The organism is Shewanella sp. ALD9 (assembly GCF_002836315.1).
Lineage (GTDB): Bacteria > Pseudomonadota > Gammaproteobacteria > Enterobacterales > Shewanellaceae > Shewanella.
The window spans coordinates 180,688-207,204 of the sequence record NZ_PJCD01000001.1 but is presented as its reverse complement, the minus strand read 5'-3'; the positions used below and the strand labels follow the sequence as shown (position 1 = coordinate 207,204).

The 26,517-nt window shown below is 42.4% G+C and carries 27 protein-coding genes and 1 pseudogene; 12 read left to right on the top strand and 16 right to left on the bottom strand.

Going from position 1 to position 26,517, the window contains the following annotated elements; translation table 11 throughout:
- Window positions 1-90: 90 nt before the first annotated feature.
- Together CXF88_RS22035 and CXF88_RS22160 are read right to left on the bottom strand one after the other, a co-directional pair.
- Window positions 91-516 carry a hypothetical protein gene (locus CXF88_RS22035; protein ID WP_242445076.1) on the bottom strand — a complete coding sequence of 142 codons (426 nt, stop codon included), beginning with the start codon at window positions 514-516 and terminating at the stop codon, window positions 91-93.
- A 15-nt stretch (window positions 517-531) separates the two neighbouring features.
- Window positions 532-745: pseudogene (locus CXF88_RS22160) on the bottom strand (GntP family permease); the annotation flags it as partial.
- Between the two features lie 181 nt (window positions 746-926).
- Between CXF88_RS22160 and CXF88_RS01005 the strand changes: the two are divergent.
- Window positions 927-1,439: a gluconokinase gene (locus CXF88_RS01005; protein WP_101084935.1), complete on the top strand. Its 513-nt coding sequence runs from the start codon at window positions 927-929 to the stop codon at window positions 1,437-1,439.
- Window positions 1,440-1,513: 74 nt separating this feature from the next.
- On the opposite strand, the gene CXF88_RS01000 is transcribed toward CXF88_RS01005, so the two are convergent.
- Together CXF88_RS01000 and CXF88_RS00995 are read right to left on the bottom strand one after the other, a co-directional pair.
- On the bottom strand, window positions 1,514-2,383 hold the full coding sequence (locus CXF88_RS01000) for a cation diffusion facilitator family transporter (protein WP_101084934.1): 870 nt from the start codon (window positions 2,381-2,383) through the stop codon (window positions 1,514-1,516).
- A gap of 201 nt (window positions 2,384-2,584) precedes the next feature.
- Complete coding sequence (locus tag CXF88_RS00995; RefSeq protein WP_101084933.1) at window positions 2,585-3,076, bottom strand: Spy/CpxP family protein refolding chaperone; 492 nt, start codon at window positions 3,074-3,076, stop codon at window positions 2,585-2,587.
- Between the two features lie 275 nt (window positions 3,077-3,351).
- Here CXF88_RS00995 and CXF88_RS00990 point away from each other — a divergent pair, with 275 nt between their 5' ends.
- From CXF88_RS00990 to CXF88_RS00980, 3 genes are all read left to right on the top strand, one after another.
- Window positions 3,352-4,779: a thioredoxin family protein gene (locus tag CXF88_RS00990; protein ID WP_242445075.1), complete on the top strand. Its 1,428-nt coding sequence runs from the start codon at window positions 3,352-3,354 to the stop codon at window positions 4,777-4,779.
- Between the two features lie 116 nt (window positions 4,780-4,895).
- Window positions 4,896-5,582 (top strand): response regulator, encoded by a 687-nt coding sequence (locus CXF88_RS00985; RefSeq protein WP_059745835.1) that lies wholly within the window; start codon window positions 4,896-4,898, stop codon window positions 5,580-5,582.
- Window positions 5,582-6,982, top strand: a complete 1,401-nt coding sequence (locus CXF88_RS00980) for an ATP-binding protein (protein WP_101084931.1) — start codon at window positions 5,582-5,584, stop codon at window positions 6,980-6,982. The genes CXF88_RS00985 and CXF88_RS00980 overlap by 1 nt, the downstream gene beginning before the upstream one ends.
- A 259-nt stretch (window positions 6,983-7,241) precedes the next feature.
- On the opposite strand, the gene CXF88_RS00975 is transcribed toward CXF88_RS00980, so the two are convergent.
- Window positions 7,242-7,400 (bottom strand): YqaE/Pmp3 family membrane protein, encoded by a 159-nt coding sequence (locus CXF88_RS00975; protein ID WP_011635799.1) that lies wholly within the window; start codon window positions 7,398-7,400, stop codon window positions 7,242-7,244.
- A 316-nt stretch (window positions 7,401-7,716) separates the two neighbouring features.
- On the opposite strand from CXF88_RS00975, the gene CXF88_RS00970 reads away from it, so the two are divergent.
- The 3 genes from CXF88_RS00970 (at window position 7,717) to CXF88_RS00960 (ending at window position 10,146) form a co-directional block, all read left to right on the top strand.
- Entirely contained in the window at window positions 7,717-9,093 is a 1,377-nt protein-coding gene (locus CXF88_RS00970) for a mechanosensitive ion channel family protein (RefSeq protein ID WP_101084930.1), read from the top strand.
- 250 nt (window positions 9,094-9,343) lie between these two features.
- Window positions 9,344-9,808 (top strand): tRNA (uridine(34)/cytosine(34)/5-carboxymethylaminomethyluridine(34)-2'-O)-methyltransferase TrmL, encoded by a 465-nt coding sequence (gene trmL / locus CXF88_RS00965; RefSeq protein ID WP_059745837.1) that lies wholly within the window; start codon window positions 9,344-9,346, stop codon window positions 9,806-9,808.
- Entirely contained in the window at window positions 9,808-10,146 is a 339-nt protein-coding gene (locus CXF88_RS00960; protein WP_101084929.1) for a DUF2956 domain-containing protein, read from the top strand. Before trmL ends, CXF88_RS00960 begins: the two co-directional genes overlap by 1 nt.
- Window positions 10,147-10,175: 29 nt before the next feature.
- Here the strand turns inward: CXF88_RS00960 and CXF88_RS00955 are convergent, their stop codons facing one another.
- The 7 genes from CXF88_RS00955 to CXF88_RS00925 form a co-directional block, all read right to left on the bottom strand.
- Window positions 10,176-10,739 (bottom strand): hypothetical protein, encoded by a 564-nt coding sequence (locus tag CXF88_RS00955; RefSeq protein ID WP_101084928.1) that lies wholly within the window; start codon window positions 10,737-10,739, stop codon window positions 10,176-10,178.
- A 255-nt stretch (window positions 10,740-10,994) separates the two neighbouring features.
- Window positions 10,995-12,446: a pitrilysin family protein gene (locus CXF88_RS00950; RefSeq protein WP_101084927.1), complete on the bottom strand. Its 1,452-nt coding sequence runs from the start codon at window positions 12,444-12,446 to the stop codon at window positions 10,995-10,997.
- Complete coding sequence (locus CXF88_RS00945; protein ID WP_101084926.1) at window positions 12,443-13,771, bottom strand: pitrilysin family protein; 1,329 nt, start codon at window positions 13,769-13,771, stop codon at window positions 12,443-12,445. Before CXF88_RS00945 ends, CXF88_RS00950 begins: the two co-directional genes overlap by 4 nt.
- 86 nt (window positions 13,772-13,857) lie before the next feature.
- The gene (locus tag CXF88_RS00940) at window positions 13,858-15,165 is read right to left on the bottom strand and encodes an amidohydrolase (RefSeq protein ID WP_101084925.1); all 1,308 of its coding nucleotides are present in this window, start codon (window positions 15,163-15,165) and stop codon (window positions 13,858-13,860) included.
- A 124-nt stretch (window positions 15,166-15,289) separates the two neighbouring features.
- Window positions 15,290-15,934, bottom strand: a complete 645-nt coding sequence (locus CXF88_RS00935; RefSeq protein WP_101084924.1) for a class I SAM-dependent methyltransferase — start codon at window positions 15,932-15,934, stop codon at window positions 15,290-15,292.
- A gap of 43 nt (window positions 15,935-15,977) precedes the next feature.
- Entirely contained in the window at window positions 15,978-16,361 is a 384-nt protein-coding gene (locus CXF88_RS00930; RefSeq protein ID WP_101084923.1) for a hypothetical protein, read from the bottom strand.
- A gap of 5 nt (window positions 16,362-16,366) precedes the next feature.
- Complete coding sequence (locus CXF88_RS00925; RefSeq protein WP_101084922.1) at window positions 16,367-16,978, bottom strand: tRNA-uridine aminocarboxypropyltransferase; 612 nt, start codon at window positions 16,976-16,978, stop codon at window positions 16,367-16,369.
- 101 nt (window positions 16,979-17,079) lie between these two features.
- Here CXF88_RS00925 and CXF88_RS00920 point away from each other — a divergent pair, with 101 nt between their 5' ends.
- Window positions 17,080-18,045, top strand: a complete 966-nt coding sequence (locus CXF88_RS00920; RefSeq protein WP_157822754.1) for a putative porin — start codon at window positions 17,080-17,082, stop codon at window positions 18,043-18,045.
- 81 nt (window positions 18,046-18,126) lie between these two features.
- Here the strand turns inward: CXF88_RS00920 and CXF88_RS00915 are convergent, their stop codons facing one another.
- The gene (locus CXF88_RS00915; RefSeq protein ID WP_101084920.1) at window positions 18,127-19,332 is read right to left on the bottom strand and encodes a multidrug effflux MFS transporter; all 1,206 of its coding nucleotides are present in this window, start codon (window positions 19,330-19,332) and stop codon (window positions 18,127-18,129) included.
- 126 nt (window positions 19,333-19,458) lie between these two features.
- Here CXF88_RS00915 and CXF88_RS00910 point away from each other — a divergent pair, with 126 nt between their 5' ends.
- From CXF88_RS00910 to CXF88_RS00895, 4 genes are all read left to right on the top strand, one after another.
- Window positions 19,459-20,442, top strand: a complete 984-nt coding sequence (locus CXF88_RS00910; RefSeq protein ID WP_101084919.1) for a LysR family transcriptional regulator — start codon at window positions 19,459-19,461, stop codon at window positions 20,440-20,442.
- Window positions 20,443-20,563: 121 nt separating this feature from the next.
- The gene (locus tag CXF88_RS00905) at window positions 20,564-20,881 is read left to right on the top strand and encodes a hypothetical protein (protein WP_101084918.1); all 318 of its coding nucleotides are present in this window, start codon (window positions 20,564-20,566) and stop codon (window positions 20,879-20,881) included.
- Between the two features lie 329 nt (window positions 20,882-21,210).
- Window positions 21,211-21,549: a hypothetical protein gene (locus CXF88_RS00900; RefSeq protein ID WP_101084917.1), complete on the top strand. Its 339-nt coding sequence runs from the start codon at window positions 21,211-21,213 to the stop codon at window positions 21,547-21,549.
- 346 nt (window positions 21,550-21,895) lie between these two features.
- Window positions 21,896-22,534, top strand: a complete 639-nt coding sequence (locus CXF88_RS00895) for an SDR family oxidoreductase (protein ID WP_101084916.1) — start codon at window positions 21,896-21,898, stop codon at window positions 22,532-22,534.
- Window positions 22,535-22,844: 310 nt separating this feature from the next.
- Here CXF88_RS00895 and CXF88_RS00890 read toward each other — a convergent pair whose 3' ends face one another.
- The 3 genes from CXF88_RS00890 to CXF88_RS00880 form a co-directional block, all read right to left on the bottom strand.
- Window positions 22,845-23,255: a hypothetical protein gene (locus CXF88_RS00890; protein ID WP_157822753.1), complete on the bottom strand. Its 411-nt coding sequence runs from the start codon at window positions 23,253-23,255 to the stop codon at window positions 22,845-22,847.
- A gap of 371 nt (window positions 23,256-23,626) precedes the next feature.
- Window positions 23,627-24,118 carry a signal peptidase II gene (lspA, locus tag CXF88_RS00885; protein ID WP_101084914.1) on the bottom strand — a complete coding sequence of 164 codons (492 nt, stop codon included), beginning with the start codon at window positions 24,116-24,118 and terminating at the stop codon, window positions 23,627-23,629.
- A 485-nt stretch (window positions 24,119-24,603) separates the two neighbouring features.
- Window positions 24,604-26,451 (bottom strand): SLC13 family permease, encoded by a 1,848-nt coding sequence (locus CXF88_RS00880; protein ID WP_101084913.1) that lies wholly within the window; start codon window positions 26,449-26,451, stop codon window positions 24,604-24,606.
- Between the last annotated feature and the right edge of the window lie 66 nt (window positions 26,452-26,517).

Sequence of the window (26,517 nt, the reverse complement as noted above, 5' to 3'; positions counted from 1 at the left end):
AGCCAATATTCTGGCTAAAAAAAGCCGCTATTGCGGCTTTGTTAGTATTAAAACGTCAATTCGTCACTGTTAATGATAACCGATTGATATTTAAAACAGTATGCTCAAGATACCAACAATGATAAAAGCTATGGTGCCGAGTAAGGTTTCCATCACTGTCCATGTTTTTAACGTGGTTTTCTCGTCCATTTCCATCAAACGCCCTACCAGCCAAAAACCGGAATCATTAAAGTGCGATAACACCGTTGAACCACCAGCAATGGCAATCACAATAAAACATAAATCAGCAGCGCTTAATCCAGCCGTTGCCGCAACCATGGGCGCAATTAATGCAGCTGTAGTGGTTAATGCCACAGTTGCAGAACCTTGCGCCACCCGCAAACAGGTGGCAATAACAAATGCGGCCACAATTAACGGCATACCGGTATCGGATAATGCATCCGCTAATGCTTGGCCTATACCACTGGCACGTAACACACCACCAAACATGCCACCGGCACCCGTGACTAATAGCACCGCCAGTGACCTCTAAAATCTTACCTATCATAGCGCCAAGGCCGACTAATAAGGCAACTGAAGCCAAGGTGCCACCAAAACCCGCCATCATAGTCGGCACTACTTGATCACTGCTAATGCCACTTGCCAGTGCAGTGGCCACGCAGACTAATGTTAACGATACAAAAGCATGCAATTTCATTTTAATAATCAGGATCAATAACGCGATAATGGCGAGTGCAGCTATCATCAACAAGTAGGTCGGGTCTGCGATTTGTACCATTGTGTCCATACTATATTCCAAAGTGATTAATGAGAGTGCTCATTCGAATTCACAAACCTTAATGAGATCAGTAAACTCAAGTTATAAACTGAGTTACGAAAAAATAAGTCTTTAATTATATAAGCTTATATTAAGGAATGGTAAGAGAATGACAGGAAAATGCATTATTGTAATGGGTGTGTGCGCATGTGGTAAAAGCAGCGTAGGTGAACTGTTAGCAAAAATGATGAATGCCACTTTTGTAGACGGTGACGATCTTCACCCCCAGGCCAACATAGAAAAAATGGCCCGAGGAGAACCTCTAAATGATGCTGATAGAGCACCTTGGTTATCGCGTATTGGTGATCTAGCTTTAGAATTTAACAACCAAAATAAAACCGTGATTATTGGTTGTTCTGCACTAAAAAAATCCTATCGGGATCTAATTCGGCAAGGTAATCAACAGGTCGGGTTTTTATATTTGCAGGGTAGCTATGAATTGATTTTGGCACGCATAATAGCCAGAAAAGGTCACTTTATGAAACAAAACATGGTCGACAGCCAGTTTGCCACATTAGAAGAACCCACTAATGAGCCATTAGTGGTGACTGTCGATATTAACGCCAGTATTACAGACATAGTAAAGCAGGCTTTGGCGCAATTTAACGCTCTGGGATTTTAATCTCTATACCTAACCTGTGTCAGCTTAATCGCACGTATTGCTGAGCTGGCATTTGTCATCCCCATTCATCTCTATCACACCGGGTCTTGGTGAATAATCACTTCAGCATCATCAAACGCCGCTTTAATCGTCATACCCGCTTTATCTGCTATTTCATGAGCATCATGCAAAGACAAGTTACCGGCTAATTCCATGTGCAATTGAATAAATGTGGTTTTACCTGCTTGGCGAGTACGTAAATCGTGAATACCTTGAACCCGAGGGTCTTGCTTGGCCAAGGCTTTAATCTTGTCACGAGTCTCGTTGTCTAACTCGCGGTCAAGTAAACTCTGAATTGAACGATAACCTAAACCGAGTGCTTGATTACCAATAAACAATGCAATAAACACCGCAAACAAACCATCGGCCCACCACCAGCCATATTGCGCTAATATTAGCGCAAACAACACCGCTGCATTCAATAACAAGTCAGACTTATAATGCAATGAATCGGCTTCAACCAAAGAGCTATTGGTTTTTTTCAACGCATGTCGTTGCAGTAAAACGAGTGCAAATGTCAGCACAATGGCAATAATCGACACCACGATGCCGCTCATCGCATTGGTGACTGCCACTGGATGAATAAGCTTTTCGCCGCCATACAATAATAATAACGACGCCGAACCTAAAATAAAGGCCGCTTGGGCTAACGTTGCTAATGGTTCAGCTTTGCCATGGCCATAACGATGATCTTTATCCGCGGGAACAATGGCATACCGAATAGCAATAAAGTTAACAATCGAAGCAAGTGCATCTGCAAATGAATCCGTTAATGAGCCCAACATACTGGCCGAGCCAGAGTACAACCAAGCGATTAACTTAATCACAATAAGACACAGCGCAGTAGCTACCGACGCGCGGCTAGCTAATTTGACCCAAAAGTCATATTCAGAAGAGGTACTCATATAAGAATTGTCGGCTCATTTAACTGATGATTTATCTGCTATTACTATAGCAAGTTCATTGCTCGATTAGGATAAAGTTTACTAAAGTCGCTGCTGGTCTTATGCAAAGTGTGACCATTAGCAAACTTGCATGAATAAAAAAGCCATTACCCCAAGGTAATGGCTTTTATCTATTTAACCTGATGTTGTATCAGTTAATCATTAACGGCGCGGTTTGTGGCCTTTGCCTAGCTTAAATTTATCTTGAAACGTTTGTTGCTGTTCAGGCGTTAATAATTGATAAATTTCGTTTTGCATTTTCAAATGCGTCAGCATCTTTTGTAAATGCTTTTGTTGCTGTGCTTCAGCCATTGCAGTTGCTTTTGCTTCGTCAAAACCAGCGGTAGTGATTAACGCTAACATTTCTGTACGGTGCTCAGCGCGCTGCTCTTTAGTTGGGCGCTCAGGACGGTTAGCTTTGTACTTATCGAAGATGGCTTTTACTTGAACTTTTTGGGCATCAGTTAAGTCCAGTTTACGAAGCATTTTATGCATGCCACCTTTGTGACCATGATGTCGGTCACCTTTAGCGGCAACATTTTCAGTTTTTACAGTGTTATCAGCTGCATCAACTGCATATAACTGGCCAGCTAATAAAGCCGAACTTGCCACTAAGGCAACTAAACTCGTTTTGATGATTGATGATGTTTTCATTGTTAAGTACCTCGGTATGAATGGGATTTATTTTCTGCCTTAGCAGATTTGATACTCAGTTTACCGAATGCAATGTCAATGAGGGTTAAGACTGAGTAAACCTATGTAAAGAACGTTTTCATAGCACTTTAGCGCCAGTAATTCATGATCAAGTTGGCATATTGAATGATAAAAATCGCAGTAATGCGAGCCAGTTAACGTAATTCAGACTTGATCCTTACAGTATTCATATTAGGGCATAAAATCTAACTATTAGCGCTTTAATGGAATACATTATGAACCGATTGATTGGCCAATTACTGTTACTTCTTTGTGTACTGATATTGGCACCCAGCTCAATAGCCAGTACCGCGGCCTCAACAGACGACTCACTTTGGTATACTCAGCAAAACCAGCAGCCTGTGGTTAAACTGCATTTCTTTTGGTCTAAAACCTGTCCTCATTGTCGTGAAGCGCATCCTTTTATTGATGCTTTAGGCGAACGTTTTGACTGGATAGAATTACACGACTACGCCATTAGCGAACCCGGCAATGTCGATAAACTCATGGAAATGGGCCAACACACTGGTGTTGAACCTAAATCGGTGCCCTACTTTGCCATTTGTGGCGAGGCCGTTGTTGGCTATAACAGCCATGATGTCACAGGGCGTTACATCCTAGAGCGCTTAGTTAACTGCCATCAACGCCAAGGTGGTAAAGCTGACATTGGTAATAAGCTCGATGATTTCTTAGGCGCTACGCCAGTGGTAAGCGCACCACTATTTGAAACCTGTAGTGACACAAGTGACGACCCAGAAGCCGAAGGTTCGTGTGGCATGTCATTTGACCAAGCCAGTGACATTACCCCTATACCAACTGTTCAGCCTGTCGACATTCCACTCATTGGTGCAGTGCACCCTGAAGAAATGTCATTGCCAGTGCTCACCTTAGTACTCGCTGGTGTCGATGCTTTTAATCCTTGCGCATTTTTCGTGTTGCTGTTTTTACTGAGCATCATGGTTAATGCAGGCAGCCGCAAACGTATGTTATTGGTAGGCGGTATTTTTGTATTCTTCTCAGGCTTTATCTACTTTATATTTATGAGCGCCTGGCTTAACTTATTTCAACTACTTGGCGGCGGTGATGGCGGTATCATTATCACTTGTGCGGGGGTATTGGCATTGATTGCAGCCATAGTGAATATAAAAGATTACTTCTATGGCCGCGGCGACGTTAGCCTTTCAATGTCAGTTGAAAATCGTGGCTCGCTTATTAAGCGTATGGGCAAATTATCTAAAGCCAGCTCGTTACCGACAATGATTTTAGGCTCAACGATTCTGGCTATTTTAGCTAACACTTATGAACTGCTTTGCACCGCTGGTTTTCCAATGATTTACACCTCAGTGTTGTCGTTATCAGATCTCGATACCATGCAACGTTACTTATACCTCATCGCTTACAATGTGGTTTACGTTATTCCACTTGCCGCTATTGTGATTGTATTCTCAATGACCTTAGGTAAACGCAAACTGACCGAAAAAGAAGGCGAAGTACTTAAACTGATGTCAGGTATTATGATGTTAGGTTTAGGCAGCATGTTAGTGTTTAACCCTAACTCACTGCAAAATGCAGTCTTTTCTGTAGGTCTGATTTTGGGGTCTATTGTACTGACCTTTATTATTGCCAGAATTAAACGCTACATAGTGCAAAATAAAGCAGGGTAAATGTAAAACTGTGCAATGTTGATATGATTTAATCTTGGCATAAGATAAGCTTAATTGATCGAAAAATCTGTATGTTAGCTTCAACATACAGATTTTCTTTGTGCCAGAGGAAAGTTATGAATCGTATTTTACTGATCGACGATGATATTGGTTTATCAGATCTACTCAGCCAATTACTTGAGTTGGAAGGCTTTGTATTAACCCAAGCTTATGATGGTGAGCAAGGGCTGATGATGGCGCAACAGCAAGACTTCGATTTAATCCTTCTTGACGTGATGCTGCCTAAACTGAATGGTTTTGAAGTCTTGCGTGCTTTACGCCAACGCAAGCAAACACCGGTATTAATGCTAACCGCTCGCGGTGATGAAATTGACCGGGTTGTCGGCCTTGAAATTGGTGCCGATGACTATTTGCCAAAACCCTTTAATGATCGCGAGTTAGTGGCTCGAATTAGAGCCATATTACGTCGAGCGCAAACCACTCAGCAAGATAGCCAAGCCAATGAAATGATGCAGTTTGGTGATTTACGTCTCGACCCTACCCGCCAAGAAACCTATTGCAATGAGCAACTAATCATTCTCACTGGCACCGAATTTTCACTGCTGTTTCATTTAATCGAAAAGTCAGGCGAACTGGTCACCAAAGAATCATTAAGCGAAAACGTATTAGGCAAAAAGTTAATGCCATTTGATCGTAGCTTAGATATGCATTTGTCTAACTTACGCAAGAAACTACCAGAGCGCCAAGATGGCCGTCCACGCGTCAAAACCCTGCGCGGTAAAGGTTATATTTGGATACCGTAATGCTAAAGAACAATCCATTTAACGGGCTATTTTTTAAATTATTGTTAGGCTTTTGGCTATGCAGTTCATTGATTATTGCACTGGTGTCTTTATTGCCATTACTGCAACAAAATCATGATCGTTCGCCATTACCTGCCAGCCTTGAGCGAGTGCTTAAAAACGTTGCAGAACGGATACAAGAGCAACCTCAATTGCTCGAAGGTAAAAACCTTCAACGTCTGCACCGTAGCCGCAATAAAGAAGGTGATAGAAACCATAATGGCGGCCCATTGCGTTTATATTTAACCGACGGCGAAGGCCAAGTATTAAATACCAAACGAGTCTCGCGTGGATTTAGACGTTTTCAACTCATGGCAGAAGAAGCAGACCAACCGATCAGCCATCAATTTAGAGATGAGCTTATTTTTGGCCCGTATTCTTTTGAGGTCAACAGCAAACCGTATCAATTATTTGGTCGTTTCCCCGATAATCATCCACGGCCGTGGTTCTTCTTCTTTGCCGACAATAAATTACTGACCGCAGGCTTAGCCATATTATTGTCAGGCTTATTATGCGGTTTACTCGCATGGTATTTGGGTAAGCCATTACGTTCGCTAAAACACAGTGCCAATGCCCTCGCTAGAGGTGATTTATCTAGCAGAGTTGATGCAGCTACCGCAAATCGTCGCGATGAAATGGGCCAATTGGCACAGGCTTTCAACGGCATGGCCGATGCCGTACAAACCATGATTAACAATCAGCAAAGATTAATGGGCGACATATCTCATGAACTGCGCACACCACTCACTAGGCTGCAATTAGCCTTAGCGTTAGGCCGTAAAAAAGGGCAGCAAAGTGAAGAGCTAGAACGTATCGGCTATGAAGCCTTACAACTTGAAGCGCTAATAAGCGAGTTGCTCACTCTATCTCGGGTAAGCTTGGCCAGCCATGAAAATAAAGTCGTACTCGAATTAGCAGAATCTTTAAGCCAAGTGTTAGATGACGCCGAATTTGAAGCCGAGCAGCAAGGCAAACTATTACAAATTGATATACCAGAGGCGCTGCTATTACCTTTTCACCCAAAGACACTCTCGCGCGCCATAGAAAATCTGCTGCGTAATGCGATTTACTATGCCAATAGTCAGATAACCATTAGCGCAGCCCAAGTTGGCAAGCACATATTGATAACGGTGGAAGACGACGGTCCAGGTATAGAGCCACAAGAACTCGAAGCTATATTTAAACCTTTCTATCGCCCCGACACTGCCAGAGATAGGCAAAGCGGCGGTTGGGGTTTGGGCTTGGCAATCACTCAAGCCGCCATTACGTTACACCAAGGCAGTATAGTGGCAGAAAACCTTATCGGCCCAACAGGAAAGCGCGAAGGCCTTAAGCTCAGTATCAGTTTACCGGTTAGCTAGTCGATATAAAAAAGACAAACTTCAACCACTTATATTCTAATCGGACTGAGTAATGGCATTGTCCATAACCGCTGCATACGCAGGGAATAAACGAGTATCAATAAACAGCTAGCTCAGCTTAATAGACGACACAGCGTAAAGCACATTATTGATAAACATGTCATTACTAGGTAAAAATTACCCCTAACTGGCAACATTTTCCGATAAATGTGAGCAGCCTGAGCCGCTTCACCATTAGGGATAATCATCTTGGCAGCCACTAGCGCTTAGCAATCACCCATACCGCGTGCACTATCCCAGGAATGTAGCCTAGCAAGGTTAAAATTATATTTAATAATAAGGTCTTACTTAGCCCCACTTGCAGGAAAACCCCAAGAGGTGGTAGTAAGATTGCGATTAAAATACGTAATAAATCCATGATATTCTCCATTTTGAATGTGTTGAGGTTAGCAATCACCCCAGCGTGTATGAACTGATTTGTATTCACTTTCATAATATACAAAGCAATTACCAGACCACTATTTCTAATGTTGCTGTTCTAGATCTTAATCAGCATCGGTTTTTAAGCAACTACACGACCCCATATATTGACCTATTAGTATGCCTTTAGAAGTGAAAAAAGCCCTTTTTGCATACTCTAAAACATTAGCAGATAACACTCACAACCTTTGGTGCCTTTGAAGTTTATTTGCTAATATTGAATAATGACAGGCTAATACCTTGCGGATAATCTTATGATTTGTCGATTTTTTTTAAACAGTTTTCCTCGCTGCAATCAGCGATCATCCCCAAGATTAAGTCGATGGATTCTACTATGGAGTTTAGTCACTGTTGGTTGCCTTACCAACTTTGTATCTACTGATGTCCAGGCTGCGCCTTCGCCCAACACTGTGAAGCAACTGATACAGATTAACGACCCAAGCAGCGCAATAGACATTGAAATACAAGGCTCTGTCGTCAATCTAAACGGCTCTGCCACGGAGCAAGCGAGTAAAGAGCGCATACTGCAAACCATAGCCGCTTTACCTGGTGTAACTCAGGTGGTGGATAATATTCACTTGCAACCTATTGCGCCCTTATCTTTAGCTCCCCTGAAGCAAGATGCTGAGCAATTTTGGGCCAAAGCCTTACTCTATTTACCGCGTTTGGCTTTAGGGTTATCGATTTTTTTACTCCTATTTTGGCTTTCACATCCTTTAGCTCGCTTATTGATTAGTCCCTTAGCTTGGGTGACAAAAAGTGAGTTGATCCGTTTAGTGATGCAGCGCAGCATCAGTGTATTGATCATCTTATTGGGACTGTATATATTTTTGCGCCTCGCTGGCTTAACGCAGTTTGCGGTCGCGATTATTAGCAGCACTGGTGTCATTGGGCTGATTTTAGGTTTTGCCTTTAAAGACATCGCCGAAAACTTTATTTCCAGCTTATTACTCAGTGTGCAGCGTCCGTTCAAATTAGGTGATGTAATCTCCGTCGAAGGGAATTTGGGAGTGGTAAAGCAAGTCACAGCAAGAGCCACCACGTTAGTCGATTACGACGGAAATCATATCCAAATACCCAATGCCACTATCTATAAAAACGTGATTAAAAACCTTACCGCCAACCCGAGAATGCGTGGCAATTTTGTCATTGGCATTGGCTATGATGCAAGTATCCGTAAGGCTCAGGACATCGCTATGGAGATCATGGCCGATCATCACGGCGTACTCGCAGATCCCGAGCCGCAGGTGCTGATAAAAAACCTTGGTTCATCGACGATTAATCTACAAGTGTATTTTTGGGTCAATGCTGAAACTCACAGTGTTCCCAAAGTGGCTTCAATTTTAATGCGCTTGCTGGTGCGCGCTTATGAAGCGAATCAGATAAGCTTGCCTGACGACGCCCGCGAACGTATTTTCCCTCAAGGGATACAATTAGTCACCAATGGACATCAGCAAGGTGAAACACCTCTGAATACGATACAGAGCACTGAGCACAACAGCAACAAAGCCCAAGAGTCATTAGAAGATGCCCATAATGAAACTAGCGATGACATCAGCAGCGATACCGATGATATACGTCAACAAGCGGCACAATCACGAGATCCTGAAAGTGGCGCCAATATTATCTAAGCTCTTATGTTGGTTGAGGAATAAGCATGGAATTTTTATTTCTCGATATGCGAACTATAGCGCGAAGGCATCAATAAAATAGCCAGTATTTTATCAGGTTGTTATTGCCTATGTGTCAGCGCCCAACCAGCAATTATCATCAGGGCTGTATCGCCCATTTTGATAACGTCAGCGTTTATAACGCCTCGCAGTCAAACCTTGGTTAGGGTATAATTTGCCACTCTTTTTATGCTTCGTACCTAAGGTTGCTATGTTTCATATTGCCCTTTATGAACCCGAAATCGCTCCAAATACCGGAAACATCATTCGTCTATGCGCCAACAATGGCTCGCAGTTACATTTGATTGAGCCGTTAGGTTTTGATCTCGAAGAAAAGAAATTACGTCGCGCGGGACTCGATTATTCGGATCTAACCAGTGTGACTCGCCATAAAAACTATGCCGCTTTTTTAGAGGCCATGGCAGGAAAGCGTATTATTGCTTGCACCACTAAAGGTAGCCGTCCTCATACGCAAATTGCTTTCCAAGAAAATGATGTATTATTATTTGGCCCCGAAACCCGTGGGTTACCAATGGATATTATTGATGCGACGCCACTTGCGCAGCGCTTACGTATCCCAATGACCGCCAATAGCCGTAGCTTAAACTTATCCAATTCAGTTGCCATTATTAGTTATGAAGCATGGCGTCAGCTGGGTTTTGCAGGCGCTGAGTAATGAAAAAGACGCTATCACCTGAAACCCAACAAGATGCTTTAGCCATTGCTAAAGCAACCCAAAAACCTGGGCAAGTTAAAGAACAAACCAAGCTGATTGCTGCGGGCGTTGAAAAGGGGATTGCTGAATACAAAAAACGTGAGAAGGCTAAGGCTCGTGAACGAGATAAAGCCCGTAAACAGCAGCAAAAATCTAAAAGCGCGACAAGCTCAAATGATGACGATTCCGATATGTCTTACATTGAACCAGAGAGTCGATTCAACCCTTTAACATGGTCGTTGCTGGGGTTACTGCTATTGAGTTGGGCATTGTTTGCCGCTTATTTGTTTTATCGCTAAGTCACTGTGGGTGTTAAAAAGCACTCATTTTATTCTGTCGGCAGAGTATTCTTTGCCGATGGTTTAAGCAGACTAATGGCTCTAATGACTTGATACTGCTCACTGTCGTCATCCAAATAGTGCGCGCTTTGCTGCCATTGCCATCCTGCTGTTGACGGTTTGGTATCACTCATCATGGGATCGAACTGCAATTGTACTAAGGCCGGACGTTGATTAATTTCCCCCTTGCCTAAAAATGAGTAACTGCCCGCTTGCTCATAAAGCGTTAACTGTTGCGAAATATCATCGGTAATCCCATTGGCATACACCAATAAAATATGATCTTGTTGTTGCCTAAACCACCAAGTTTCACTGTTCGAAAAGCGACTACCACGGCTAACACTAATGTATAAATTACGTTTATCTGCCGAGCACATCACCGAAGTGCTTACCTGCTTAGGCGCAACATTCGGATTGGCTGCACTGCCCTGCCACTCACCCGCTAGTTGGCTACAAAACGTATCTAAGGTTACTTTCGCAGCATAAGATGACGTTGAATGTGTCAGTAACAACATCGCCGTTAGCAGTAATATAAATCGGCATGTATGTATCATTAACCATCCTCTTATCGCAATCGCGTTTAACACTTAACGGATCACAAGCTCAACATAAGCAATTGTACCTGCATCTATTCTGGCTTAGCGAGCTCATTGAATCACTGAGAGACACCATGATATCTAGCCATAAAAATGGCCCACTTATGTGAGCCATCATACGATACTACAGTGCAATTAACAGACTAAGTCATTAATTGAATAAGTCATTAACTGACTAACCATTCAACTAATTAAGCAATTAACCACTGACAACTACTGACCAAAACCCGTCGCAGTGATATCAACTTTAGTCACTTCACCGTATTGCGCCGCAATATCAACAATGTTTTCAGCGTTGCCAATCAACACAAACTGTAGGTTTTGTTGTGGGAAATATTGCTTAATCAAACGTTGAGTGTCTGCAAGGGTAAGTCCATCTACTTTAGCTTGAAATTGATTAATGAAATCATCATTAAAGCCATACAGATACATGTCTGACAATAAACCGGCTAACTGTCCACTCGTCTCATACTTAGGTGGGAACTGGCCTTTAACATAGGCTTTGGCAGAATCTAAAGTGGTTTGATCAATGCCCTTTCCCCATAAACGAGCATAGGTTTTTAAGGCTAAATCAATGGCTTCTTTAGTGGTCGATGACTTAGTAAAAGTACTGATTTGGAATACCCCAGATTGAGCATAAGGGCTAAAACCAGAACGGGCACCGTAAGTTAATCCGGCATTGACGCGTAATTCATCATTTAACCATGAAGTAAAACGACCACCTAAAATGGTGTTCACTACAGTTAACCCAACATAATCAGGATTGTCATAACGGATCCCCACGCCACCAATTAAAAAGGTGGTTTCAATTGCGTCAGGCTTGTCGACCAACAGTACGTGAGGTTGGGTTAATGTTGGTAAATGTTGGCTTAAATCTGGCTGAACCACGGTTTCAGTGGTCTGCCAATCACCAAAGGCTTTATTCAGTTTAGCGGTCATGTCGGCAACATCAAAATCGCCCACCACGTTAATGGTCATGTTGTTTGGTTGATAATAGCCTTTATGAAAAGCACGTAACTCCTCAACAGAAAGTTTACCAATGGTGTCACTATTGCCTGATACCGGATTGGCATAAGGATGATCACCAAAGACTAACTTATTGAAGTAGCGACCAATCACTGCTCGAGGACTTTCTTTTTGCTGTGATAAACCCACAATTTCGCGCTGTTTTAGTTTATCAAATTCAGCGCTATCAAAGTCTGGTTGACGCAATACGTGGCTAAAAATATCGAGCACGGTATCAACATCTTTGCTCATCATATTGGCACGAATATAACTGCCTTCTAAATCAGCGTTGGTGTCTATGCTGGCACCCATAAAATCTAACTGCTGCTCGATGTCGGCCTTTGATTGACCCGCTGCACCCAACATTAAACTTTGTGAGGTAATGTAAGCCATACCAGAAGTCATATCATTGACTGCTCCCGCTCTCACTACGGCATCAATGGTCACTAATGGCACTTCTTTTTGCACCATCAGCTTAACCTTTAAGCCATTGTCTAAGGTAACAGATTGGTAGCTTGGCATAACAAAGCTAGCGGTAACAGGGTTGGCGGAGTCGGCAGTGGTTTTCTGGGTCGTCGCACAACCACTTATCCCTAAGCTACACGCTAATGCAATTGCTGATAACGATATCTTAATACGTGTGTGAGTTACGGTTTTCATTTGTCTGACTCCTCAGTAGCAGCGAGCACACCGACAGTTCGATTCGCTTTAATTAAATAGGTTTGCGCCACACGCAGAATATCAGCAGGAGTGACCTTGTTATAGGCTTCTGGGGCGTTAAACAGTTTTGCATAGTCGCCAAAATACAGCTCGTATGTGCCTAAAGTATTGGCTTTACCATTAATGGTTTCCATCGTGCGGTAAAAGTCCATTAACTTAATATTTTTAACTTTTTCAAGTTCTTGCTGAGTCACACCTTGCTCGGAAATTAGATCAATCTGCTCGATGAGAGCTTTTTCTAAAGTCTCGGCACTGACTCCCGCATTCGCTACACCCAAGATATAAAACAAGTTAGGGTCAAACGACATCGGCATGTAAGTGTCGGCAGCGACAGCTAATTGCTTGTCGACTAGCGCTTTATAAAAGCGTGAGCTATTACCTTCGCTTAACATCGACGTTAATAAATCCAATGCATAGTAGTCTGCATGGCTAGTTGCAGGTACATGATAAGCCAACATAATGTTTGGCGTGCTTACCGATTCTTTTTTAACAAATACCCGACGTTCGCCATTTTGTTGCGGTTCAACCGTGCGTACGGCTTTCGGTGGGGCTTGGGCCGGAATTGGCGCAAAATACTGATTAGCCAGGGCTTTCACTTCGGCTAGCTTCACATCACCGGTAATCACCACTAGCGCATTGTTAGGGGCATAGTAGGTTTTATGGTATTGCTGTAAGTCTGCTAATGTCCAAGCTGCAATGTCTGACTCATAACCAATAACCGACCAGCTATAAGGATGCGCCGCAAAGGCGACACTTTTAAGCGCTTCTTGAATCGTACGCCAGTTAGAGTTTTCAAGCCCTGTGGTACGCTCTGACTGCACCACACCGCGCTCACTCTCAACCATTTCAGGGTTGATGTCTAAATTGGCGATGCGGTCTGCTTCTAAATCAAAAATAGTTTCTAGACCATTGGCTGGAAACCAGTCGGTATATACCGTTAAATCTTCACTGGTATAAGCGTTGTTGGCGCCACCAGCAGCTTCCATCGTGCGGTCAAACATTTTAGGGCCAAACTTTTTAGAACCGTTAAACATCATGTGTTCAAAAAAGTGCGAAATACCGGTAATACCAGGTACTTCATTGCGCGAACCCACTTTCCAAAAAATGTACATATTGGCATTAGGGATAGAACTATCCTCCAACACCATAATCTTCATGCCATTATCTAAGGTAAAACTATTAATATCTTCAGCTTGTGTCGCTGACACATTAGGTGCACTCAGTACACCTAACGTCATCAGCAACGCCATTATCTTGCGGGTCATATCTCGCTCCTTTTGAGCTATCGTCCAATGGTTTATTAAAATTGGTTTTTTAAAAATGGATTATTAAAATTGGTTTTTAAATAGGGCTATTGTGCCGCGCTTAATGCGGTTAAAGCAATTTGGGTCATGGTTTGTACGCCAACCTTAAAGGCACTTTCATCAACATAAAATGCTGGAGAGTGATTACTGGCGACGTTATTGATATCTTGGTCAGCAGGAGTCACTCCTAAGAAAAAGAACATCCCAGGTGTTTCTAATGCGTAATAAGAAAAGTCTTCCGCACCGGTAATCAGTCCTGGCTCAATCAACATATTGTCACCCACTACAGAGGCGATAACCGGGCGCATTTTGCTGACTAACTCTGGGTTGTTAACCGTAACCGGATAACCAGGTTGGATCACGGTTACTGCAGTGGCGCCAACTGTTTTAGCGGCATTAGCTGCCACTTCGGCCAATTTAACTTTAATGTCGGCGCGCATATCTTGATCGAAAGTACGAATAGTACCGATAAGCTCTACTTCATCAGGAATAATATTCGATCGAATACCACCATTAATGGCCCCAAAACTCACTACGGCGGGTGCTTTGGTAATATCCACCTGACGACTAATAATGGTTTGTACACTATTAATAATTTGTGCCGAGGCCACGATAGGATCAACACCACTCCAAGGACGTGAGCCATGGGTTTGCTTACCCATCACTTTAATCGTAAATGAGTCTTCACTCGCCATTGCAGGGCCGGAACGTAGACCAATCATACCTGTAGGCATGCTTGAAGTAACATGCATACCAAACACTTGCTCAGGCTTGCGCTTAGCAAATAAGCCTTGTTTGAGCATTAACTCCGCACCGCCTTGCTCACCTTCTGGCGCGCCTTCTTCGGCTGGCTGAAAGATAAACATTACATCACCGGCTAGGCTGTCTTTTACTTTTACGAGGTTTTCAGCCACGCCCATCAGCATGGCCACATGGGTATCATGACCGCAGGCGTGCATCACACCTACTGTTTGATTTCGATAAGTGTCAGTTACTTTAGAGGCAAAAGGTAAATCAACCACTTCGGTAACGGGCAGCGCATCCATATCAGCGCGTAAACCAATTAATGGCCCAGGCTTGCCGCCTTTTAGTATGGCGACCACACCGGTATGAGCAATACCCGTCTGCACTTCAAGTCCGAGAGATTTAAGATGTTTCTCAATCACTTTACTGGTGCGAAATTCGCGATTAGATAATTCAGGGTGTTGATGTAAATCGCGGCGCCATGCAATGACTTTGCTTTCAACTTGAGCGGTTAGCTCTGCAGCATTGGGCACGCTAGCCACGGTAGTCGTGCTGTAAACACTGGTGGCAAATACACTTGAAAGCAGTAAAGCAACAGACGTCAGGCGCATGTTTATTCCATTTATTATAGTAATTAGTGCAACAAAACTACCTTGAAATGACGCTTTTGTTAAATCTTTTACCGCTTTGCTAACAAGTCAATTGTATCTATTTATTAATACCCAACACTCACGACTAAACTGGCGACTTTGGAAGGTGAAAAAACACCACATCGCTGTCGATAATTTCAAGCTGCCAACCTTGCTGTAATGCTAACCATTGAAAGGTTTCTATAGAGTAGAAATTGATATGAGTTGGGTCAATTTTATAGTACCAATTGTTAAACTTATCTAAGCTGGGTACTTGTTTGGTCATTACTGCCAATATGCCGCCAGGCAACAATAATGTACTTAACTGCGTCATCAACGCCTGCGCATTGGCAATGTGCTCTATCACTTCAGTTAAGCAAACAAAATCATATTGCTGAGAGAGTACTTGAGTATCTGGGTGGTAAAATAAATCATAATTAACCACCTTAATACCTTGCGCTGCAGCCATTTTACTTAACACTGCGCCTTCACCGCAGCCAAAATCTAACCCTGTTGCGTCGGGTTTAATACGGGCGATTAATGGCGTTAAAGTACGAGATAAAAATTGTTGATAACCCACATCGGCAACGTCATTATTGTGGCAATCATAATGGGCTTTTTCAGCTATTTGATCCAAATAAAATGCTGCAGGAACCGATACCAAAAAACATTGCGAACAACGGACATAGGGACGACTTTTATCTTGAGAAAAAGCAACTGTTTCATGGTGACACAAAGGACAAGACGACAAAGCGAACTCCAAAATAAACCGAATGGGTCAATCAACAGCAAGACTAATCAGATTGAACTGGCTCTATACTGGTGTCTTTAGGGATTTTACGGGTTTGAGTAGCGGCCTCTTGCGCCTGTTGTAAATACTTTTGCTGACGGGTTAAACGCTCATCCGATTGAGCACGGGCTTTTTCGAGCTGCTGCGCTTCCCAATCGTTTGGCTGCGACTTAGCTAATACTTCTTGCTCACGTTCCGAGGTAGCCTTGGCTGCCTCACGTGCTTTTTGCAATTGTGTTTGCTCAAGCTCAGCCGACTCTTGTCGTGCTTGCTCGCCCTTTTCAGCCAAGGTCATTTTTTTATGTGGCTTATCAGCCGCTACAGTAACTAACGCCAATGAACTGGCCGTAACGAGCAAAATAAATGAGCCTATCAGCCAATGTTTCATGTTGTCTATCCTTTGATTTTATCGCCGTTATAACGCTCACGAACCAGAGCAGGCATAGCCGTTAACTTATGTTGCACCATTGCGTTAAACACTGCAAATATTGGCGCGATTTCAGCCGCTGGATTTAAGGCAATCAACGTGTGGGCAACCGCTTCCAGAGTCGACAAGCTGTCGCTACGTTTCGCTTTACGAATGATATATTGCGACTCATCTTCACATTCTAGATGCAATGACGGGTAATTAAGTAACCACGGATTGAGCTGCAACATTCGGTATGCTTTACGCCAAGTCCCGTCGACTAAAATAATTATCGCAGCCTCACTGGCTCCAGCCTCGGCTACAGTTTGACTGTGCTCATTTGGATAAACCACATAAATCGGCTTCGTTTGCGCAGCTAAATAATGTTGCAGCTCAATAAAGTCCGCGGCAGATTCACCCACGTAAATTTTTATCTGCGGCATCACCAGTTTCAATAACCTCACGGTGTTCTTAGCATGATCCACTTCAGATGGATGCTGCATCACCACCACCTCGGTATTTGACGTCACCGGTTTGAGCGCATGACACACGCAAGCCGACTGTGGGTATTGGCAATGGATACAATAACTTCTGCTCATTTTTTGTCTTATTTTGTTGCAAATCTGTTGTTGCAAATATGTAAAGTTGAGTTCAATATACTTCGCTCTACACCATAATACCTCAAGGAAGAACCATTACTATGACTAGAACAAAGATGTCTGTGGCATTAATGCTCGCATTGGCCACAATCCCTGCATATGCAGCCCAAGATAATACCTATCACCACGAAGCAGAAATCGGTTTTTTAGACTCATCAGGTGAAGCGGATGGCCTAGTTAACGCCAATTATCGCTATTACTTTAAAGCGGTTGAACAAGCAGATAAGCCATACGCATTGGCGGGATTCTTTAATCAAGGCTCAACTGTTTCTGCCCGTTATGCCACCACTGACTTCCAAGATTTATATCACATCTCTGGAGAATACGTTTTTGACTCAAAATGGTTTTTGGGGGCTGGAGTCAACCAGTTAAATGCAGATGATGCTGTATTTGACATCACAACATACGAGATTAGTGCTGGATATTTTTTTAGCGAACACTCAAAGTTATCCTTGAACTACACGACCAACTCAGAATCAGAATCTAACAATGGCGCATATCTAGAATATGAATTTGAATCATATTTTAGCCAAAACATTGATGCTATCACGTTAACTTACGAACATTTTATTCCATTACAATCAACCGCTGGAGTGTTTATAACTGGGGCTGTAGGTTATCAAAACCCACAATATATCAACAACGAAATGCTCACTCAAGTTGATGGCTCAACTCCGACTATAGTGCAAGATTCTAAAATAAACTTTGAAAATGACATTTATACTGTTGCAGTGTTTGCAGATTGGTATATCAATAACGCATGGTCAGTGGGTGCGACTTACTACCGGACAGATGTAAATACTGATTTAAGCAGCAGTAATATTGATTACTCAAATAAAAGTAGCCACAGCAACAACATCACTGAAACGGGTTTAAATACACGTTACTTCTGGCATTTTTCAGATGTATTCTCGGCTAAGTTTTCACTAGAACATTATTTCGATAATGGTGAGTATAATAGTGATTCAGAAACTAATGTTGGCATAGCAATTAACGCCCGTTTCTAAGTTTCATCATATTGAGGCAAAAAAATACCCGCGGAATGTGGTTAGCATTCTGCGGGTTAAAGGTGATATTACTAAAGCTAATTAGTCATGTTGTAACTGTTCTTGATGCAGATGGCTTAAACGGTTCATTGCCATAATGATCAGCAATACTGCACTAAAGCCCCCCATCACAACCGCTATCGCATAAGGTGCAGGTATATCTGTTAGCTGGATCAACGCCGTCAGTATTGATGCCCCACTCATTTGAATGCAACCTAACATCGCCGTCGCGGTACCAGCGCGCTCACCGAAAGCCGACAACGCCATACTGGTTGCTGGGCCAAGCAAAATAGCAAAGCCAATACATAAAATCATCATCGGAGCCATAAAGGCAATTGCGGCGGCTAATCCTTCTTGAGGGCCAGCAAAGTACATCGCGGCTTCGATAACAGCAGCAATCAACATCAACGATAATGCCACTACTACTCCCGGGCGGTTACCAATACGCTTAACCAACACTGGGGCAGCAAAACATGCGGCAATATTTACCGCAGCATTAAGGCCAAATAAACCGCTGAAAGTTAATTCTGAAATGCCTAAATGACCAATTAACCATACTGGTGAATAAGACACGTAACATAAAATTGATGCCATCGCGATCATGCAACAACTGGCATAAAACATAAAATGAGGGTCGCCAATAACCGGCTTATAGCGGCTCCAACGGTATAAGGGCCCTGTACTGTCGGTATTTAACGGACGTGTTTCCGGAAAACGGAACCCCACCAAAAACAACACAAAAATGGCATACAAAGCCATAAAAATGAAGGTAGAACGCCAGCCAAACTGTAATGCTAATAAGCCACCAAATGTAGGTGCCAGTGCCGGGACCACACAAATTGCACCATTTAGATAACTGTACATCGACACACTTTCTTTGCGCGAATAGCAGTCACGTACCGCACTAAATACCACAATAGAGGTGGAACAAGCCGCTAAGCCTTGAAACACACGGGCAACCTGCAACCATTCAAACTCAACCGCATAAGCCCCTAATAAACTGCTAATGCCATAAAGTACAATCCCAAATAATGCGACAGGTTTACGGCCAAAACGGTCCGCGAGTGGACCAATTAAAATTTGCCCTACGCCCATCGCAAATAAAAATAACACTAAGGTGGACTGTACTTCACTGTTTGATACACCGTACTCCAATGCCATTGCAGGCATAGACGGTAGATAAATATCAATAGCCAACGGGCTCAAAAGCACCATAAACATTAACAGTGGCAATAAGTTACGACGCATAAACTTCTTTCTCTCAAATTTTTAATGCACAAAGGTCACCCTTAATAGGGCGCTATAATAAGTCAAATGGAGGTATGAATGAAAATGATATAAAATCCGAAGTGAATTTCCATTTGAGAATATCACATGAATTTAGACAACCTTGCTCGAATCGATCTTAATCTATTAGTCATTCTACAAGTATTACTTGAGGAGCAAAGCGTCACTCGGGCTGCCCATCGCTTGCATGTGAGTCAATCTGCTGTCAGTAAAAGCTTAAATCGGTTGCGAGAAACATTAGACGATCCACTGTTTCAACGCACAGCACACGGCTTAAAGCCAACCGCACATGCTGATGCATTAAGACAACAACTGCCGTTAGTATTACAAAACTTGTATCAACTCACGCAACCGCCAACTTTTCATCCGGCGACCAGTAACCGCCAATTTTCATTCTCGATGGTCGAAAGTGCTTATGAAACCTTAATTCCCTATTTTATCGGACCATTATTACAACAGGCACCGTTAATAAAATTAGATTCCTATGTTTGGACCGAAAAATCCATGCAAGACCTACAGCAAGGACAAATAGATTTTGGCATTGCAGGTCGAGATATTCTGCCTCAAACCGACGTCAATATTGACAACGTACCTGAAGGCATTGAATCACAAGTCTTATTTAACGACCATCAAGTTTGCTTAGTGCGTAAAAATCATCCTATTTTACAGGCTGTAAAAGATGGTCGCTGGGATCAAGCTCACTACCTTAACATGTCTCATGTACAGGTAAGATGTGAAGGTAACGATTGGTGGGCACTCGATTACCACTTAGCCAACTTGGGCTTACATCGTAACCTATCGACCACAGTGCCAGATTTTTATGGTGCTGCCAGCGTTTGTGCCAATACCGATTTAATTTTTACCTTGCCCTCTAGCTTTGCTAACCATGCACAAAAACTATATTCGCTGGTGCCCATTCCCTTACCCTTTGAGTTTATGCCTATGGCTTATGTGTTTTTATGGCATGAACGAAATAATCAAGAGCCGGGACATCAATGGTTTCGCAATATTATTTTCAGCAGCGTCGATAAAGCCATCGCGAACCAACATATTAGTAAACACAACGGCTGACATTGAGCCTAAATTGAACTTTTAGCTCGCGCAACACTCAAATAAAACGACTAGATGACAAATAATCCATCAAGCCAACCTGATGGATTATGTAATAGGGTAAACCCTCGGAGATCAGAGGATGTTCAGTTCAATTTACACTCACAAAATAATGCAACATCTGCAAAAAATGCGACCATTGGCAGCATTAACAACGGTTGCCACAGTCTTGATCGGCGGCTTGCTATTATTACCGTTAATATTACTGTTTGTGTTTGTAGGTTTTATCGGTATGACACTGTTAAGCCGCCAATACATGCGCCAGCATCATGCTGCATCATCACCCCTTTCAACAGCTAATCCCAAAGATGATATTTATCATAATCATCCAAATATTGAACGAGAAAACTCGAATCAGAAATCTCGTTTGAGTCATGCCAAATCTGCAGGACTATCATAGCTAAAGCAGGGCTACCATAACTAAAGTTGAAAAATAACAGGTTAGTATTGACTCACCTATTGACCATCATGCAGCCGTTATAACATGACAGCGAAAGTAACCATCACTAAAAGCATTTTATAAACAGTATGCCTAAATCGAGTATCGATTAACCCTTTTGCATTGTCTGTGTGGGCAATAACTTTCGCTCTCAAACTTAAAACATTAACTAGGTTTAACGTGACATATTATGTCAAAACGTTGCAAGCTGTATATTAAGTCATCGTTACTAATTTATAAGTAACGTCTTTAGACACCTATTTTCAGACCAAGCGCATTCAGGAGCTACCATGAAATTTAATCAATCATTCCACACTGCCAATTTGAAAAGTCGATTCTCGGCTATGAATCCCATTTTGGCATTACTGATGTTTTTTAGCATCGCATTCACCACGATTGTGCTATTGCCCTTTTTATTGTTACTAGGTTTATTAAGCTTTATTACTTTACAGCTATTAGGTAAAAAAATATTGCAGAGAAACCAGTCACAAGCCCAACAAGGTGATATCTACCAAGACCGCGCTGATGTTCAGCGCGAACAAGCAGCACCTTATGCAGATATGTTTAGCCGACCTAAATCGAATCAAACTGAACACACTGGTCGCACATTTGAGCATCAGGCAGATTAACTAACCGTTAGATGCGTTTAGTGACAACCTTACCGATTCTAGCCATTTGTCCAAATTGGTATTGGCTATGTTTATCTTAAGATTACCGTCATTAGTCGTCATTCCTGCAAGCTATTAACGATATCTAAGCCGGTAAAACCTTAAATATTCGCCAAAAATATCGGCTGGCTATGTTTATTATTTATGTAAAACATAAAGAGCGGCTAAACACTAGTCACCTCTTAGGCATTGAATCGCGCAGATCAAACCCCAATGTTATTAGAAGGCGGGCAAATAGAGTAGCAAACGATGCTGCAACATTTGCCAGTAATATAAGCCAAAAATTCGATACTGAGGAGAAGATAAAATGAACAAGACACTCATTTTAGGCGCAAGCGGACAGATCGGTAACATGGCGACAAAGCAGCTATTAGCAGAAGGCCAATCAGTCATAGCGTTAGTGCGAGATAAAAATAAATTGGCTGATATCGCCAGCGATAAGAAGCTAGACATCGTTGAAGCGGATTTAGAACAGGACTTTAGCCAAGCATTTAACGATTGCGATCAGGTCATTTTCAGCGCTGGCTCAGGTGGTAAAACAGGTGCAGACAAAACTATGCTCATTGATTTATGGGCGGCCTGTAAAGCCATTGATTACGCAAAAGCGGCTAATGTATCACATTTCATTATGGTCAGCTCTATCGGCGCTGACGATCCCGACCAAGGCTCAGAACAAATGAAGCCTTACTTAGTTGCCAAACACATGGCCGATGAATACTTGATCAGCAGTGGGCTTAACTACACTATATTTAGACCGGGTTCATTAACCGATGATCGTGCCACAGGTAAAGTCCAAACCCAACGGCCGAGCAGCAAAGAAAAAATGACCATTCACAGAGAAGATGTTGCTCGCGCACTGACTTACGCTGTAGGAAAACCACAGCTCGGCGGCAAAGTCTTTGAATTATTTAATGGCAGTAAATCCCTCACTGATGTCCTAAATTAATCCATTCAGTAGGCATTCGCCTAACAACGCCATAAACACTTAAACAACATTAAGGCCAGCACAACGCTGGCCGTTTTTTAGGGGGATTACCGATTAATTTAAGATACTGAAATATAGCTAGTTAAATAATTTGCAAAGAGGCTAAAGGAAATTGCTGACTACAGAAAAGTGGTAAATACCAATTACATCAAACAGCGCGTTTTCTCGAACTGTTATTGACATAATAAAGAGTAACATCTCATGTGTGCGGGCTTGTTCAACACTTGGGATAGGACGCGGCTTCGCGCGGCCTATCCTTATTTGATAGGTGCTACTTGTAACCCATCAAGCTTATTTCTATTGATGATACAGAACTAGAATCAGAAAAATCACGGCAGACGACTACTTTTGTGAACGTTTTTTCTGTTTCAATATTATATTTATCTACATCAGAGCTACATCTCTGTAGGAATACTCCCTTTTCATCACGAATTACCACTTCAATCTTATACATTTCAAAATTAGTCATCTGAGTAATCTTGTATTCACCCGCGACGACATAATTAGAACCTTCTAGGCGGCTGACTTTACTAGTTACCTCGAAACTTTCTATTTTTGTAGGATTGTAACTTTGCATTTTCTCATATTCACTTGGATTAACATATTGAGTAATTAAAATGATGATGGTTATTGATAGACCAAAACCTAAACCCCATAAGAATCCATTTTTAAGATTATCCACACGATCTCCTTGTATGCCTAACGTTTTAGTATTTATGCGCTGCGCTGTTTGCATGGCATAAACAGTTTGTTGGACTTGGCCGATACCGAATCCAGATTAATAGGTACACTTTATGCTTTTGGTATTTGCTTTTTTTGATGCTGGCTCTGGGCTACAGAGCCGTTTTTATCAATTGATGTTGAGTAGTAGGTAAGTTTTTCATTGAAATCCCTTTTCATCGTGTTTTCCTTAATTGAAAATGTACAAATTCAACTCTGAAATTGAGGCCGTTGAAGACTCTTTACAACAGAATGTGTGAGCCTGATAGGTCTTCCTCGAACATATCCATGTAGGCTTAACCAAAACCAAATGAATGACCCGTTAGTCGACTTTTACACCGTAGGTTTATGCTTACTTTGAGCAAATATAAGCAGAAAGACACCAAACATTATTGCTATGTCTGCGACATTAAAAATGCCTGTTCGAATCGAGCCTATACCAATATTTAGAAAATCGATAACGGCCCCATTATTAACAACACGGTCGTAGAAATTACTCATACCACCTGAAAACACTAAAGATAATGCAATTAAAGGGACAAGGTGCTGTTTGGCATTTGAAATTAAATAAACCAGTAAAGCCAATAAAAACGTACCAACCAAAACAACAAAAAACCAGAACCGAGCTTGTTCAGACAGATTATTACCTAAGCCTAGAAATGCACCAATATTTTCTGTGTAACCCACTCTAAGAAGGTCATTAAGGTAGCTCGTCATTTGAAATTTAGGAAGATGCTCTGCCGCTAATAACTTCGTACCTTGATCACAACCTACGCATGACAGCGTCACTAAAAAAATAACCAATAATCTTTTCCAAACGTCCATATTTACTTTACACCTTTTCTGGCTACTTACGTTGTAGTATTTGTGCATTGGATTGTTTATAAAGCACAAATCTCTTGTTAAACCTAAACGATTGCTAGCTTAGGTTAATTGGTTTGATTTGCTAATAGGAATTTAATTGTTGATGTGGACTCTGGGTTACCGAGTAAATTTGCAATAACTGATACTGAGTTGTCAGTAAGTTTCTTATTAAAATCCATCGTCATTATTGTGCTCCATCACATCTTTCTCACTCTAGCTGATTCAATCAGCATAATACACTCAACAGAATTCTCATATTGCTCTGTGCTACAGCTTAATTCAACAACTATTAATTCAACAACTAATTGGACGGTTCACTCGATAAAGTCGGCCATTTAAGTTATTGCTCAATATCTTTCATTGCCTAATATCTTATTGATATAAATAATTTATGAACAATAAAAAACACATCACATACATTAAAAATAACTACGCCACTTCAAAGATTACCAGCTAAGCGAATACATGACTGGCAGTAATAGCGATAAACTCACCCAAACGATAATCGTTAGTGGGACGCCCACTCGGACAAAATCGGTAAATTTATAGCCGCCAGCATGCATTACCAGTAGGTTAGTCTTATAAGCCATAGGTGTGGCATAACTCATATTGGCACCAAACAACACAGCAATAACAAAGGGTTCGGGATCAACCTGCAGTTGCTGCGCAATGCTGATAGCAATAGGTGTGCCTATGACTGCAGCAGCATTATTAGACACAATATTGGTCATAATGGCCATTAGCAACATCAGTCCAGATACAATAACCGCCGGAGAAGCCCCTGCAGTTAACGCGACAAAGACTTGTGCTAAATACTCTGCACCACCGGTTTTTAATAATGCCGCTCCCATAGCCAAACTCGCCGCCACAATCAAAATGATCTGAGTGCTTAGCGCCATAGAAGCATGGCGCCAGGTTAAGCAGCGTGTGACCAGCATAAGCAGCACACCCCCTACAGCACTTATCGCAATGGGAACATCCCCAAATGCAGACACAAGAATAATTGCCGCCATAATCAGTAAAGCCGTTACCGCTTTATCCGTGTACGGAAGATCTGCTGTTGCATCGAGCACTAATAGCTCACCAGCACGTTTGATTTCGCCTATGGTATCTTGATCTCCCTGCACTAAAAGAACATCACCAATGCGCAAACGGGCCTGTGCTATTTTTTCACGCAGCGTCTCTACTGAGTTTCCCTCTCGATGTATTGCCAGCACCATTAATTGATAACGATCATAAAAGTTAAGCTGCCTCAAGGTCATACCAAGTAAAGGTGAACCTTGCATGACAACTATTTCGGCAATCTGCTGTCCCTCACCGGATAATGGATGTTCTTCATCAACAGGCGTATCTCCAACATAGAGCATGGCATCCAGAGCACTTTCCAGTTCCTTCAAATTTTCCGGAGTGTCATTCACCATTAACCTATCTCCAGCCTGAATTTGCGCATCGGGCAACGGTACAACATAGGTTCCAGTACCCCGCATAATGCGTGATACTTCCAGCAAACCTGAGCTCTTTTCAATCAGTTCTGTCAATGTCTTACCGACTGCAAAACCGTCTTCCAATATAACCAGTTGGGCAGTAAATATTCTTGGGGAGGTATCGCTGAGTATGGCCTTACGAGTAGGCAGTAAGCGTGGCGCAATCAACCATAAATAAACAATAGCAATAGCGGCAACGATTGCTGCCGGTACAAAAAAATCAAACATCTGCAGTCTTCTTAACCCCATATCTGCAGCAACTGAAACAACTAACAAATTCGTCGAGGTGCCAATACTGGTACTCATTCCTCCGACCAGAGTGGCAAATCCCATTGGCATTAACATCCCCGAAGCTGGCTCTCCGGTTCGCAGCGATACACTGATTAGAATAGGAAGCAGCAGTACGACTATCGGCACATTATTAACAAATGCACTCAGAAAAGCGCCAACCAGCAAGGTCAGCAACATACTCAATGCTGGGCTAACAAGCCATAAGCGTGCCAGAATTCGGCCAAGAGGTACTAGCGCTCCGGTGCGCACTAAACCATTTCCGGCAATCATTAAGGCACACACTGCCACCAGCGCTTCATGGCCAAAACCACTGAAAAACTGCAACGCCTCAAGATGTTGCCCCTGCGAATTGACGTAAGGAAAAACAGTAAAACCGATGCTCAGCATGGCCAGAATAAACAGACTCGACGTCTCAATGGCAATAGATTCTCTGGTAAATAGAAACAGGGCAAGCAACACAAGCAATAACACAGCCAGTGCATGCGCATCAGGAAGCGGTGGCAAAGTCGTTATATTCATTGCTGGCACCTGTCGTTAACCTTTTCTATTGGTATGAGCATGGTAAGGCTAGGCTTGCTGTGAAGT

Coding starts and splice junctions, on each gene's coding strand:
- CXF88_RS01005 (WP_101084935.1), top strand. CDS start 927: ATGACAGGAAAATGCATTATTGTAATGGGTGTGTGCGCATGTGGTAAA.
- CXF88_RS01000 (WP_101084934.1), bottom strand. CDS start 2,383: ATGAGTACCTCTTCTGAATATGACTTTTGGGTCAAATTAGCTAGCCGC.
- CXF88_RS00995 (WP_101084933.1), bottom strand. CDS start 3,076: ATGAAAACATCATCAATCATCAAAACGAGTTTAGTTGCCTTAGTGGCA.
- CXF88_RS00990 (WP_242445075.1), top strand. CDS start 3,352: ATGAACCGATTGATTGGCCAATTACTGTTACTTCTTTGTGTACTGATA.
- CXF88_RS00985 (WP_059745835.1), top strand. CDS start 4,896: ATGAATCGTATTTTACTGATCGACGATGATATTGGTTTATCAGATCTA.
- CXF88_RS00980 (WP_101084931.1), top strand. CDS start 5,582: ATGCTAAAGAACAATCCATTTAACGGGCTATTTTTTAAATTATTGTTA.
- CXF88_RS00975 (WP_011635799.1), bottom strand. CDS start 7,400: ATGGATTTATTACGTATTTTAATCGCAATCTTACTACCACCTCTTGGG.
- CXF88_RS00970 (WP_101084930.1), top strand. CDS start 7,717: ATGATTTGTCGATTTTTTTTAAACAGTTTTCCTCGCTGCAATCAGCGA.
- trmL (WP_059745837.1), top strand. CDS start 9,344: ATGTTTCATATTGCCCTTTATGAACCCGAAATCGCTCCAAATACCGGA.
- CXF88_RS00960 (WP_101084929.1), top strand. CDS start 9,808: ATGAAAAAGACGCTATCACCTGAAACCCAACAAGATGCTTTAGCCATT.
- CXF88_RS00955 (WP_101084928.1), bottom strand. CDS start 10,739: ATGATACATACATGCCGATTTATATTACTGCTAACGGCGATGTTGTTA.
- CXF88_RS00950 (WP_101084927.1), bottom strand. CDS start 12,446: ATGAAAACCGTAACTCACACACGTATTAAGATATCGTTATCAGCAATT.
- CXF88_RS00945 (WP_101084926.1), bottom strand. CDS start 13,771: ATGACCCGCAAGATAATGGCGTTGCTGATGACGTTAGGTGTACTGAGT.
- CXF88_RS00940 (WP_101084925.1), bottom strand. CDS start 15,165: ATGCGCCTGACGTCTGTTGCTTTACTGCTTTCAAGTGTATTTGCCACC.
- CXF88_RS00930 (WP_101084923.1), bottom strand. CDS start 16,361: ATGAAACATTGGCTGATAGGCTCATTTATTTTGCTCGTTACGGCCAGT.
- CXF88_RS00925 (WP_101084922.1), bottom strand. CDS start 16,978: ATGAGCAGAAGTTATTGTATCCATTGCCAATACCCACAGTCGGCTTGC.
- CXF88_RS00920 (WP_157822754.1), top strand. CDS start 17,080: ATGACTAGAACAAAGATGTCTGTGGCATTAATGCTCGCATTGGCCACA.
- CXF88_RS00915 (WP_101084920.1), bottom strand. CDS start 19,332: ATGCGTCGTAACTTATTGCCACTGTTAATGTTTATGGTGCTTTTGAGC.
- CXF88_RS00910 (WP_101084919.1), top strand. CDS start 19,459: ATGAATTTAGACAACCTTGCTCGAATCGATCTTAATCTATTAGTCATT.
- CXF88_RS00905 (WP_101084918.1), top strand. CDS start 20,564: ATGTTCAGTTCAATTTACACTCACAAAATAATGCAACATCTGCAAAAA.
- CXF88_RS00900 (WP_101084917.1), top strand. CDS start 21,211: ATGAAATTTAATCAATCATTCCACACTGCCAATTTGAAAAGTCGATTC.
- CXF88_RS00895 (WP_101084916.1), top strand. CDS start 21,896: ATGAACAAGACACTCATTTTAGGCGCAAGCGGACAGATCGGTAACATG.
- lspA (WP_101084914.1), bottom strand. CDS start 24,118: ATGGACGTTTGGAAAAGATTATTGGTTATTTTTTTAGTGACGCTGTCA.
- CXF88_RS00880 (WP_101084913.1), bottom strand. CDS start 26,451: ATGAATATAACGACTTTGCCACCGCTTCCTGATGCGCATGCACTGGCT.